Origin of the sequence: Acinetobacter gandensis, assembly GCF_001678755.1 — a bacterium.
Lineage (GTDB): Bacteria > Pseudomonadota > Gammaproteobacteria > Pseudomonadales > Moraxellaceae > Acinetobacter > Acinetobacter gandensis.
Genome location: NZ_LZDS01000028.1, coordinates 56,164 through 68,928, shown reverse-complemented (window position 1 = coordinate 68,928; position 12,765 = coordinate 56,164). Strand labels below are relative to the sequence as shown.

Genomic DNA, 12,765 nt, shown 5'->3' with positions numbered 1-12,765 from the left:
TTATCTCTCTATTCAATTTTGAACAGAAAAAAGACATAAACCTTGCCTTTCTAAGGCTATTTTAACTGAGTTGTAGCCCGCTGTTTTTAAAGATTGTATATGTTCATTTTGCGACATATAAAGCTGATTATTTTGCATAGCATGTTCAGCATATAAATGATCACATACCAAATATATACTTTTTTCATGCATTAAATTTTGCTTGATAGCAGCATGGAAGTGGCTTGCATGTTGCTTATGTCTTAGCTCATGTAAAGCTTGATGAATAATGATGACATCAAACATATTCGCCATTACACCTGTCCAGCTAGATTGTTTAAAATCTCCAAGGGTAGATGTACATTGATGATTTCCAATTTGAATATGTTTTTGACTTTCTTGTTCATTGTCTGAAAAACAATAATGCTCTATATCTTTTAACACTATATTACTTTTAGTAAGTAACCTCTTTATTGATAGGTTATGCATCGCTTTAGAAAAATCAAAAGCGGTATATTGCATATTTGCACAATGATCTAATAAGTATTCAGCTAGATAGCCGGGTCCAGAGCCGAGTTCTAATACACGTAAAACTTGACCGGCTGAAAGCTTATTAATTAAACAAGCATAATATTCAAAAAAAGCATAACACCAGGGACGTTTAATATTAACTTCATTTGCCCACTGTTCTGCATCTTTTTTATTCCTTAAATCAATAGGACTGGGTACATCCTGAATTATATTTGTCATTTTAAAAATTTGATTAATTAGTATTGGTTGCTTATTTATACAAAATAAAGATCAATCACTGCAAAGGTTTTACTCACTGTTTACGATGCTTTAACATTCACGCTTTATTTTTTGTATATCTCCCAAACATTTTCTCATGCAATTTTTTGATTTGAGTCGTCAGTTTAATTTAAGTGACATTTTGACACCATTTACCACCCTTAATGAATTAGGTGGACAAGATTGGTTTTTAGCGAAAGTTCGTGTCGAACACGATTGCCTCAATGACAATGATAACCTTGAAGGCCAAGCTGTTTTAAAATCGAGCCAAAATATTCAAATTGAACTTGAATGGTTGATACAAGACACAGGGCATGAACTTCAGCTCTTGTTTAAAGGTATTGAAACCGCAGCCAATGAAGAAACCTTAGTTATGGTAAAAGGTGCTCAAATTGTTGATGAGGCAAATCAAAAAATTTCAGCACAAGCCTTGAGCCTGTGGATTGATGGCACCTTATTGGCTTTACTTCCTAATCTTCGTAAAGACATTAAAGCGCGATTAAATTTGTGGGACTATGTTGAATATGATGGTTAGTGCATCAAAGGCTTAGTCAAAATATCTTTTCAGGTGCAATTGCTGTTTGCTTAATCATGTCGTGTAAATATGCTAACGCGCGTTTAATGCGCCGTATAAGTTTCAATAATCAGAGCATCGCCAAGTCTTTAAAGAGTACCGTATAAGCTTGCGCTTTCTTTTCTACAGCCAGCGGATAAGCTCTAGAGGATGACGGCATTCGATACAAACGCATGTCACGTCCATGAAATGTAGTTTGTGTTGAATGTCCAATTTCAGGTTTTTGAGTCCCTTCAGGCATGGACAGTATTAATGTATCTGTAGCTTTGTCACCTGTGGTCATCATGCTATGACACTTTGGCATTTTATCGAGCAATACAGTTAGATCTGTGGGCGTATGAATTTTGAGAAATTTATCAGAAGCATTGCCTTTTAAGCGGATAACTTCATAAGCGGTGTCAAAAATTGCAATGCCTTTTTCATTTAGAAATTCACGAATCAGTTGCTCTCTAAACGTTTTATTTTCAACATCCAAAAAAAAGAATTTATCGTTAAAAAAGCATAGGCCAAAAATTTTCCACATGTCATTTTGAAAGTTTGGATAGTAAAAATCCATTTTCCAACGCGTTTTCGGTGGTGGAAAACTTCCTAGCATCAATAATTTTGCGTTTGATGGTAAAAATGGCTCAAGCGGATGTCTTTCAATTTGGCCTTCTCTTTGTCCCATGTCCTGTTCCAATTCACTTAAACGTGTTTGGCTCAATGTCTCTTTTTGCTCTGACATATTTTATTAACTCAAATGAGGTGACTCGCATTACACAAATTTTCTAAATGTTGCTATGCGTTTTAATGATTGCGACTATTTTTTCAGCCCAAAGCTGATAAATTTCTTTGCTGGGATGGAAACCATCACGCGCCATACTTAAGTTTTTTTCACGGTATTCATTTAGATCATATTGAATCAACTGCATATTTTTTTGTGTAGCAATATATTTAGCTAAAAGTTCATTCATTTGTGCAGAATATTGACCAAATAACCAAGACAATGGAAATGATAAAGCAGGAAATTCATTCATTGGCGGAACACCCGAAGCAATGATGAGTTTTGGTTGAAAGTTCTGCTGAATTTTTTGATATAACTCTTTTTGTTGTTTGATCCATGTTTTGGGTTGCTGCAAACTGGTTACATCATTTACCCCAACAGAACTAATCACAATATCAAACTGTCGCGATTCCACGCGCTCAAGGGACTGGTATATTTGTTTTGTTGTATGCCCTGTTGTTGCTTCTAGACAAAATTCAATAATGAAGTAAGGCGATAATAAGGTTAATAGCTGACCGAGTAAGGCATCCGCTTGTGCAACCACACCAACCCCTGCAGCAGCAGAATCACCTAAGATTAAGAGGGAAAGTGTTGGTCGACCTTGCCCATATATACCACAGCGCTCGCCATCAGGTTCAGGCAAACGAGGCGTTTTTTGCTTGACGATATAGCCTTGAACTATCAAAGCGGGTAAAAGTAACAAGGTGGAAGCTTTCAGAAACATAGCTGTGATCTAAAATATTTAAAGTCTATATTAATGATATTTCTTAACTTATGTATTGGCTTGCATGCCAGAAAGCTTAATATATAAACAGATCAAGTCAATTATCCAAAACATTTAGCTAGAATTCAAGAATAAGAATCATTATTATTTATACAAATATCTTAGCCATAAATCTATAATGTCAAAATTTCCAATATCTCCGCTTTCTTGTTTTATTTTTACAACGTCTTTAGCTTTATTGAGTACAGCCACAATAGCACAAACACCTAAACCATTGCCAATACCGTCTTTAAATCAAAATAATGTCGTGGTAGATCAAACTGAACTCAATCACTCACCTATAAAGACGCAATTGGAATATGCTGCACCATGTGAAGCAATAAGCCCTGAGAGTAAGTTATTAACGCAATTACAAAAGCAAATTGAAATAAATCCAAGTAAAAATAAAGAAATTTTAGATAAATTTTGGGCAAAAATTGATAAAAGTGGTACGCCTATTATTGAAACATTAAATGATCAACAAAGTCGTATTATTTTTCTATGGAAAGGTGCAAAACATAATGTTCGTCTTATTGGTGGTCCGAGTAACGATCATGAATGGTTAACACGGATGCCAAAGAGCGATGTTTGGTTTAAGGAGTCAATTATCGATAATCGTTATATTGGTAGTTATAGCTTTGCTGTCGATTTACCTAATCTTGAAGGCTATCTGTCAAATTACTGCCCTCATTTGAATCCTAATTTAAAAGAATCTCGCAGCCAACGTCGTACTGTCATACAAGTTCAACGAATAGATCCTTTCAATAATAACGCTTATTTGGCAAAAAATAACAATTCAGGTTTACGCAATGAAAATTTAGTGGCTTTAAAACTTGCGCCTAAATTTATTAATCCTAAAAAATATCCTGACGTTGCCCAACCCAGTCTAATAAAGCATCAACTTGAAAGTAAGCTACTCAATAATGTACGTACGATTAGCATTTATCAATCCAAAGCTAAGCTAAACCAAGATTACATCACAGCGATTTTCTTTGATGGTCAACACTATAATGAACTTCTAAATGTACCAAAAGCATTAGATATATTGGTTGAGCAAGGTAAATTACCACCGATACAAGCGATTTTTGTCTCACCTCCTAATGAGCAAATCCGTCCCAAAGAACTAACACCAAATAAAGAATTTTCTGCATTTTTTAATCAAGAGCTGATGCCCTGGATTAAAAAAAATGCACCACAAACGGTAAACGCCAATAAGACTGTATTACTTGGCTCAAGTTTAGGTGGATTAAGTTCTGCATACTTAGCCCTTGAAAACCCTAATATGATTAGTCACGTTGTTCCATTGTCGGGATCATTCTGGTGGCAAGCTGAAAATTCAGACCTACCCAATGGTATGAGTAAAATTATTCGTGAAAAAAACCTACATAGTCCGCAACATTGGTTTATTACTGCAAATAGTTATGAAACCTCACGCAACAATAATGAGCTGAGCATTTTAGAGACATCACCTGTAGTCGCAGAGGATTTAAAACAAAAAGGTCATGATGTGACCTATAAATCATATATCGGCGGTCATTCCTATGCTGTTTGGCAGGTGGCCATTCAAGATGCTTTACAGCATTTCTTCTCTAAGTCGTTATAAGAAAATAAAAGAACTGAATGAACTAATTTATTTTAGCTGAAGTAAATTAGTTCATTTAATGCTGAACTTTCTACTAATTAATTTTTGACAGTGTACCCATTGGAGTTTATGTTAATTATTTGATGCTTAACGGATTTCAAGGTTGAGCCTCTAATATTGACCATTATATTGGTATTTCATAATGATAAAATCATTTTCTTTATGTGCCGTTCTGCTTGTGGCGAGTACAGATGTCCTAGCTTTAACGCCAGTTGAACTAAAGCAAGTGAATAACGTCATTCAAATATTCAAAAAAAATAACCGCGCACAAATTATTGCTCAAATTGATTATCCACTTGAACGTCCCGAACCGATTTCAACAATCAAAAATTCGGCTGAAATGTCGACACGTTTTGAACAAGTTTTTGATCAAGCCCTTATCGATAAAATTGCTAACTCGAAATCAGCTCAATGGAGTAATGCCGGTTGGCGCGGAATTATGTTAGACGATGGAACAGTCTGGTTAAATGGCGGTAAAATTTTTGCGTTAAATTATAGTACTGAACTTGAAAAAAAATTGTTGAAACAATTAATTCAACAACAAAAGAGTGAGTTGTACTTTAGCTTAAAGCAATTTAAGTCTCCTGAAATTCGTTTTAAAACTGATGATTATTTAGTTCGAATTGATGAAATGCCGAATGGTCAATTTCGTTACGCATCATGGAAAGCGGATAAAAAGATGCGTTCAAAGCCTCAGCTTGTTCTCAAAAAAGGAAAAATTGAATTTAGTGGCAGCAGTGGAAACCATACATATATTTTCAAATCTGGCCCATACATTTATTCAGTCGATCGAATCTTTATGGGTGCCGATGAAACACCTGAAGTGATTTTGACTGTTGAAAAATCAGGTAAGGAAATACTGCAACAAGCAGGAAAGCTTTTTCATTAAACATATTCATTAAGCATAAAAAATGCCCTCACTATGAGAGCATTTTATAAATAGGCTATGCGTCTTGGCTTAATTCCATCGATTGGTACGTTTAAACGTACCAATATCATTAAAACGAACACCTACTTCCCGCATTACTTTATGCGCCGTTTTAGAGGTTAAGTGACGGACATAAAATGGTTCTTTCACAACAAAATGATGAATTGCATGAGTTGAACCAAAGTTAAAACAAAATAATTGAAATGGAAATAACCACCAAGGATTTAAGACTTGTGTTTGTTTAATGACATCTCGTGGATCAATATCACCATAGTAATGCATATTTGAACTGATAAACTGCAAGCAGAATGAGCGAATAAAGTTAGGAATTATCCATATTACTGCCAAAAAGTTAATCGTTGGCATTGCTTTAACTAAAGCTACTGACCAATTAATACTCTGCCCAAGTAAAGGTGCAACGCCATTGACCAAATGATAAATGACAAACACATACCATAAACCATAATAGATAAAACTTAATGGAATAAACCCTGTCAGTTGTTCAATAACTGCTTTTTTACGTTCATTTTCAGGTTGTTTTTCTTTAAATTGCGCCATCATTTTTAACATTTGAAAAGGACGAATATATACAGACATTAATTGGTCACTAATCACCAAAAGGCGGCGTAAGCCCCATGGCATGCCATTACTAATTCCGCGTTCTTCTAAATCGTATTCTGAACCGGAAAATTTGTGATGATTTAAATGTAAACGGCGACGTGCCCATGGGCTAATTGTATTTGGACGTGCTAACCATACCAAAGCCAACATTAAATGATGCGCCCAAGGTGTTTTTTTAAAATACATATAGTGAATTAGGTCGTGTTCAAGCTCATGAGTCAGCGAGGCAAAAATAGCAACCAAAATAACGCATGCCCATGCTGGTAAGAAACCAATAGCATAAGCCCAAGAACATGCAGCCATTCCCACTAAGGCAAAAACTAAAATTGCTGCACCGATAAAATTTTGATGTTTTAAAATCGGATACTGCTTACGTAAATCTTCTCCTGCTTGCGTCACAACAGTTCTTACTTTTGCAATACGCTGCTGATCAGTCATTTCTGAAGAAAAAGACATAGAACAAACCTATAATTCATGAACAGTTGTACATTAAAGCAAATTAAAAAAAAGGAAATCGCTATTTAAGATTTCCTGACTCATCTGCTTATTTAATCTACAAATCATTTATTTTCATAGATTTAATACATGGTGAACTGAGTAAATACTCAATTTATAAAAACCTTTATGCGTTTAAAATTATTTAGTGCATCCAATGAAAATTCTTAGTGTGAATACACGATTTACAATGTATAAATCTATTTGTGTTGAATGGTAGAAAATGAATTTAAAAAAGCCCCAAATGGAGCTTTTTATTTGAATCACGAAGATAGAGCTTTCTTGATCTATTAACCCAATTTATTGACAATTCGTAATGGCAGCACTTTCATTGCAAGACCAAGAGGCAACCATGGCCATTTAGGTACATAGGCTTTTACTGGTTCTTTATCAATTTCAGCCGCAAGTAAACGTGATCCTGTCTTTTCATCGACTTCGAAAGGAAGTTTCTTAGCACCTTCATTAATTTCAGTACGGATATAACCAGGGAAAATTGTGGTCACTTTAATAGGTGTATCAATTAATTCAGCACGAATACCTTCAGCCAATGCAGCAACGCCTGCCTTACTTGCTCCATAGGCAGTTAAATGTTTTGGCATGCCACGCATAGCACTCATGGATGAAATAACCACTAAATGGCCTGAATTTTGTGCACGAAATATTTCAACAGCAGCTTCACATTGCGCCAATGCAGAAATAAAGTTGGTTTCTACAGTTGAACGGTTTATTTCAAAGTTACCTTTACCAATACGACGACCTTCCCCTACACCCGCATTCACAATAACGCGATCTAAAGTGCCAAAATCATTTTTAAATGCACGGAACACTTCAAAAACTTGCTCGTAATTGGTCACGTCTAAAGTCTTTGCAATGACCTTAACACCATATTGGCTTTCAAGTTCTTGCTTTAAAGTTTCTAAACGCTCTATACGACGTGCACAAATTGCTAAGTTATAGCCTTTTTGTGCAAATTCACGCGCCATACCAGCGCCAATACCTGAACTTGCACCGGTAATTAATACTGTTTTTGCCATGTTTAAATTCCTATAACTTTTCTGTTCTTTTACGACAAAGGATTTACTTCATATCCATGTAAGTAAATTTGGGTTTTCAGCTTTAATAAAGTGGTGTTCATTTAAGCTGAGTAGTTGTGGTTCATTTCCAACTAAACGCAGCGTAGTCATACTGGTATTTGCAATCGCCCAATTTAAGGCAAAAGTTTTTTCTGGGCTTAAACCTAAAATTTTGCCTGCTGCGACAGAAATCACACCACCAGAGGTAAATACGACTGCATAACGCGGTTTCGTTTTTGCCAATTCATCACACAGGTTTTGCAAAGCCGTTTCAACACGGTTTTTAAAGGTTGGCCATGATTCTTCATATTCATGGTGATATTCACCACCTGTCCAACGCTCAATTGCACCTTCAAAGATTTTTGCTAAGTACGCACGTGGATTGGCTTCTTTTGCAACATCTTGCTTGAGTAAATGCGGCTCATTAAACCTTGGTTCATATTGAGCAAAGACTTGCTGATGATTAAACTCATTCCACGCATTGTCCGTCACGACATCAGCTTCTGGAAAACATTCTGTCAAAGTCAAAGTCGCTGTTTGTTGATGGCGCTGCATAGATCCTGCTACGACATAAGGCGCTTCTTTTAGAATGTCATCAAAATAACGTCCTAAAACTTGCGCCTGTAATTCACCATTGGGAGAAAGCTTGTCATAGCTTTCTGCACCAAATGAAGCCTGCCCATGTCGGATTAGATAAATGGTGGTCATTTCCCTAAAATTTCCTTCATTTTATCAATGTACTTTTGCGCCACTTCATTGGCTTCGATTTTTTGTAAACCAATCAGTTTGAGTGCACGAATATGTAAGGCATGAATAACAATCCAAAAGTCTTTAAATGCTGGATTATTGGTTTGTTTATGATAGAAGCGATAATAAATTTGTTGTGCAATAACAGCTAAACGGAAGATGCCAAACACTTCATAAAATGCCCAATTATCTGTTTGAATGCCTGTTTTTTCTAAATAATAGTCCACCACTTCTTTTCGCGTGAACATACCTTTTAAATTTGTTGGTTGGCGGCGTGTCGCTTTAAATATCGCATTATCCGAATCTTCAACCCAATAAGCCAATGCAGAACCTAAATCCATGAGTGGATCACCCAACGTCGCCATTTCCCAATCCAATACACCAATCACTTCAGTTGGTTTTTCAGGGTTTAAGATGACATTATCAAAACGCCAATCGTTATGAATCACACAAGTTTTACTGTCTTCAGGAATATTATCTTTCAGCCATTTACGTACATATTTAAATGAAGGCACGTTAATGGTCTTCGCTTTTTCATAACGTGCATCCCAGCCCTCAACTTGGCGACGGCAATAACCCTCACCCTTGCCAAGTTTTTCGAGACTTGTGCCTTCATACGGGACTTGATGTAGCTCAATTAATTTATCGATGACGTTGATGCACAATTCACGTACTTGCGTTTCATTGAAATTTAGCTCTTTCGGTAAATTTGCACGTGGAATAATCCCTTCTACTCGTTTCATGACATAGAAGTCGCAACCAATGATTGATTCATCCTGACAGAGTGCAACCATTTCTGGTAATACGGGATAAAACTCCGACAATGCCTTTTGCACGTTATATTCACGTGCCATGTCATGTGCAGATTTGGCTTTAGTTCCTTTTGGCGGGCGACGCAAGATTAAATCAGCATTTTCATATTTTAAACGATACGTCCAGTTTGAAGCACCGCCTGAATATTGTGTTACTTCTACAGGCCCAGAAATTTCTTCACCGTGTTCTATCAGCCAATTTCCTACGGCACGTACATCAAGTTCTTCACCATCACGAACTGAACCACCTACATCAATTACTGACATGCTGCTCTTCCTAAACCCTAATCTTAGTATATATCTTTTACTATAAAGCGTTGCTTTTGGTGCCCTACAGCTATGTTATTGCTTTATTTTTATAACATGGCTTGTATATTCAAACCATGCTATGTCTCACATTTACTTTATTTTTTACGGCGTGAACTGTAACCACGTTTTGCTAGCTCTAGCTTCGCTATCATACCTTTGTGCACTTCATCTGGCCCATCTGCCAAGCGTAGTGAACGTGCTTGAGCAAAGAATCCTGTCAATGGCGTGTCACGGGATACACCTGCACCACCATGAATTTGTATTGCCATATCGACTACTTTTTCTAATACACTTGGTGCAACGACTTTAATGGCCGAAATTTCTGTCAAAGCGGCCATATTGCCCATGGTATCCATTTTATAAGCAGCATATAACGTCAATAAACGGGCCTGGTCAATCGCAACACGCGCTTCTGCAACACGTTCCAAATTTCCACCCAATTTTAAAATTTCTTTACCAAAAGCAGTGCGGGTCATACCACGATCAATCATGATTTCTAATGATTTTTCAGCAGCACCAACGCAACGCATACAATGATGGATTCGGCCTGGCCCTAAGCGACCTTGCGCAATTTCAAAACCTTGACCTGCACCGCCAATAAAATTGGATACGGGTACACGGACATTATTAAAGCTAATTTCACCATGGCCATGTGGCGCATCGTAATCACCAAATACCGGCAACATTCGTTCGATTTTAACTCCAGCCGTTTCAACTGGTACCAAAACCATAGAATGCTGGTGATGACGGTCTTTGTTTTCGTCTGGCGTATGTGCCATAAAAATAATAATTTTTGCGTTTGGATCGCCTAAACCTGATGACCACCATTTACGGCCATTTAGAACAATTTCATCGCCTTCTACAACTGCTGTTGCTTCCATATTGGTTGCATCACTTGAAGCTACAGCAGGCTCTGTCATACAAAAAACAGAACGAATTTTTCCTTCAAGCAGAGGCGCTAACCATTGCTGTTTTTGCTCTTCTGTACCATAGCGCCAAATAACTTCCATATTGCCGCTATCAGGTGCATTACAGTTAAATACTGTAGGTGCTAACAAACTGCGTCCAGACAATTCGGCAATATGGGCATATTCCTGAACAGATAAGCCTTGTCCTAATTTTTCACAAGGTAAAAACATATTCCAAAGATTTGACTCTTTGGCTTTTTGTTTAAGTACTTCTAGTTGCGCTGGCCACTGCCATTTCGTCCAATCACCACCTTGATTCAGCTCATGTACTTCAGCCCAAAATTCCGTTTCAATCGGTTCAATTTCGTCCTTAATGAATTTCTTAGTTCTTTCAATATAGTCTTGTGCACGTGCTGAAAGTTCAAACATGGCATCATCCCTCAAAATATTCTGTTCTTTGATCTTTACAACACCATAACCTGAAATCTAATATGAACAAAATGATTTAATCCCATATTTAAATATGAATACAATTCATAAAAAATCTATCATCGATATGAGTCTATTTCACCGAATCGATATCAATTTGTATCCACTTTTTGTGGCTATTTATGAGCAACGAAGTATTTCTAAAGCTGCACAAATTCTATGTATTACCCAATCAGCAGCAAGTCACGCACTACAACGCTTAAGACAACATTTACAGGATGATTTATTTGTGCGTGCAGGTGCAAAAATGTTACCTACGCCATTTGCCGAACAAATTTATCCTGTGATTAAAAATGCTTTGATTGCGATTCAGAACATATCTATGCAAAAACAACAGTTTGACCCAACCATGGTACAAACATTAAAAATTGCAGTGCATGATGAAATTGAACCTATTATTTTTCCAAGACTCGTACACCATTTTCAAAAAAGCCAATTAGACATTCAGTTTTTAAGTCTTAAACTTGACCGTAAAACGATAGTCGCGGACCTAGCTGCGCAGCAAATAGATTTTGTTATTGATCTAGAACAAAATTTTGGCGACAAAGTCGCTTTTCAAAAATTGGTTACAGACGAGTTTGTGGTATGTAGTCAACATACACAAATGGATGAGCAGTGTTACTTTTCATTCCCTCACATTGGTGTTTCCTCACGTCGTACAGGTGTGTTGGTGGAAGATATTTATTTAAAGCGTAAAAAACTTTCACGGCAAATCTTCTTACGCTGCCAACATTATTCAACTGCGCTACAAATTTTGACTCAACAACCTAACGCTATTTTAACGATTCCAAAGAATATCCTGACACATTTACAAGTGGCAGATAGTTTGAAAATTTTTGATGTACCTGTAAATCTGCCTAAAATTAATATGGGGATGTATTGGCACATAGACTTGGAAGATAATTCTAGACATGCCTTTTTGCGAAGCGAACTTTCTAAAATTTTTGCTTAGGCTATTTTGATAAAGGAACTTTATTCGCTTAGGCTATTTGCGAGCTATTGATTAAAAATTTATACAATTTTAAAACTCGATTTATGCAATGAATATTTGTCTAATTTAAGATCAACCTCTTGTTATATAAGGGTTTGAAATACTGTTTGTAGTTTTATTCAACAGTTTAAAAACTGAATTTCTTTTAAAATAACTTACTTATTTTTTAAAATATGTATTTGTACATATTGCTGCTTTATGTTGTCTAATCTCCCTGCTAGTTTGTTACTCGCACTCGGTGCAATTCTCTGCCTTATTACCCTCTATATTGTCTATAAAGTCTCAGTTTTTTTGAATGATTTTTTTAGACCATTTAAAAAAGGCAAATCTTATCTTTGCCGCGTATCTAGTATTAGTGATGGCGATACACTCACCTGCTATCGAATGAATTTGCGTCGTTCTGAAACTAAACTACGGTTTGCTTATGTTGATGCACCTGAGTCCTCTCAAGCTTATGGTAAAGAATCAGCACGGCTAATCAAATCTATGGTTTATAAAAAATTTGTACGTGTACAAATTACGGATGTAGACCGTTATGGTCGCTGTGTTGGTGTGATTTACCGTTATCGTAGAAGTATGAATGAAGAAATGGTAAAACGTGGCGCCGCATGGGTTTATGAGGAATATATTCGCGATAAAAATCATTTAAAACACATGATGGCTTTACAAGACAAAGCGCGTAAGCAAAAAAAGGGTTTATGGAAGGCTAGCCGCCCTATGCGTCCAAAAGAATATCGTAAACTGCAAAAATAAAAAAATTACGCAAGGACGGCTGAATATTTAAAGTCGTCCTTATTTTTAAAACCTAGTTATTAAAATCTTGCTATTAAATTTTAAATAAAAATTGACCAATTATGGTTTTTCCTTAAAATACGCTTGCTG

Annotated in this window: 13 protein-coding genes; 5 read left to right on the top strand and 8 right to left on the bottom strand. The window is 36.3% G+C overall.

Going from position 1 to position 12,765, the window contains the following annotated elements:
• Nucleotides 1-12 precede the first annotated feature (12 nt).
• Nucleotides 13-729, bottom strand: coding sequence for a class I SAM-dependent methyltransferase (locus A9J31_RS12660; protein ID WP_067766515.1), 717 nt, complete (start codon nt 727-729; stop codon nt 13-15).
• 136 nt (nt 730-865) lie between these two features.
• Here A9J31_RS12660 and A9J31_RS12655 point away from each other — a divergent pair, with 136 nt between their 5' ends.
• Nucleotides 866-1,303 carry a hypothetical protein gene (locus tag A9J31_RS12655; RefSeq protein ID WP_067766512.1) on the top strand — a complete coding sequence of 146 codons (438 nt, stop codon included), beginning with the start codon at nt 866-868 and terminating at the stop codon, nt 1,301-1,303.
• Nucleotides 1,304-1,412: 109 nt separating this feature from the next.
• Here A9J31_RS12655 and A9J31_RS12650 read toward each other — a convergent pair whose 3' ends face one another.
• Nucleotides 1,413-2,009 (bottom strand): uracil-DNA glycosylase family protein, encoded by a 597-nt coding sequence (locus A9J31_RS12650; protein WP_067766996.1) that lies wholly within the window; start codon nt 2,007-2,009, stop codon nt 1,413-1,415.
• A gap of 100 nt (nt 2,010-2,109) precedes the next feature.
• Nucleotides 2,110-2,829 carry an SGNH/GDSL hydrolase family protein gene (locus A9J31_RS12645; RefSeq protein WP_067766509.1) on the bottom strand — a complete coding sequence of 240 codons (720 nt, stop codon included), beginning with the start codon at nt 2,827-2,829 and terminating at the stop codon, nt 2,110-2,112.
• A gap of 178 nt (nt 2,830-3,007) precedes the next feature.
• Between A9J31_RS12645 and A9J31_RS12640 the strand changes: the two genes are divergently transcribed.
• Both A9J31_RS12640 and A9J31_RS12635 read left to right on the top strand, forming a co-directional pair.
• Nucleotides 3,008-4,471, top strand: coding sequence for an alpha/beta hydrolase-fold protein (locus A9J31_RS12640; RefSeq protein ID WP_081410329.1), 1,464 nt, complete (start codon nt 3,008-3,010; stop codon nt 4,469-4,471).
• 181 nt (nt 4,472-4,652) lie between these two features.
• Complete coding sequence (locus A9J31_RS12635) at nt 4,653-5,399, top strand: hypothetical protein (protein WP_067766506.1); 747 nt, start codon at nt 4,653-4,655, stop codon at nt 5,397-5,399.
• Nucleotides 5,400-5,468: 69 nt separating this feature from the next.
• Here the strand turns inward: A9J31_RS12635 and A9J31_RS12630 are convergent, their stop codons facing one another.
• The 5 genes from A9J31_RS12630 to A9J31_RS12610 form a co-directional block, all read right to left on the bottom strand.
• Nucleotides 5,469-6,515 carry a fatty acid desaturase gene (locus tag A9J31_RS12630; RefSeq protein WP_067766503.1) on the bottom strand — a complete coding sequence of 349 codons (1,047 nt, stop codon included), beginning with the start codon at nt 6,513-6,515 and terminating at the stop codon, nt 5,469-5,471.
• Between the two features lie 329 nt (nt 6,516-6,844).
• Nucleotides 6,845-7,588, bottom strand: coding sequence for an SDR family oxidoreductase (locus A9J31_RS12625; RefSeq protein WP_067766500.1), 744 nt, complete (start codon nt 7,586-7,588; stop codon nt 6,845-6,847).
• 48 nt (nt 7,589-7,636) lie between these two features.
• Entirely contained in the window at nt 7,637-8,335 is a 699-nt protein-coding gene (locus A9J31_RS12620; RefSeq protein ID WP_067766497.1) for a histidine phosphatase family protein, read from the bottom strand.
• Nucleotides 8,332-9,453 carry a phosphotransferase family protein gene (locus A9J31_RS12615; RefSeq protein ID WP_067766494.1) on the bottom strand — a complete coding sequence of 374 codons (1,122 nt, stop codon included), beginning with the start codon at nt 9,451-9,453 and terminating at the stop codon, nt 8,332-8,334. Before A9J31_RS12615 ends, A9J31_RS12620 begins: the two co-directional genes overlap by 4 nt.
• Before the next feature lie 137 nt (nt 9,454-9,590).
• On the bottom strand, nt 9,591-10,832 hold the full coding sequence (locus tag A9J31_RS12610; protein WP_067766492.1) for an acyl-CoA dehydrogenase family protein: 1,242 nt from the start codon (nt 10,830-10,832) through the stop codon (nt 9,591-9,593).
• 94 nt (nt 10,833-10,926) lie between these two features.
• On the opposite strand from A9J31_RS12610, the gene A9J31_RS12605 reads away from it, so the two are divergent.
• On the top strand, nt 10,927-11,844 hold the full coding sequence (locus tag A9J31_RS12605) for a LysR family transcriptional regulator (RefSeq protein WP_067766489.1): 918 nt from the start codon (nt 10,927-10,929) through the stop codon (nt 11,842-11,844).
• A 237-nt stretch (nt 11,845-12,081) separates the two neighbouring features.
• Nucleotides 12,082-12,636 (top strand): thermonuclease family protein, encoded by a 555-nt coding sequence (locus tag A9J31_RS12600; RefSeq protein ID WP_067766486.1) that lies wholly within the window; start codon nt 12,082-12,084, stop codon nt 12,634-12,636.
• Nucleotides 12,637-12,765 lie beyond the last annotated feature (129 nt).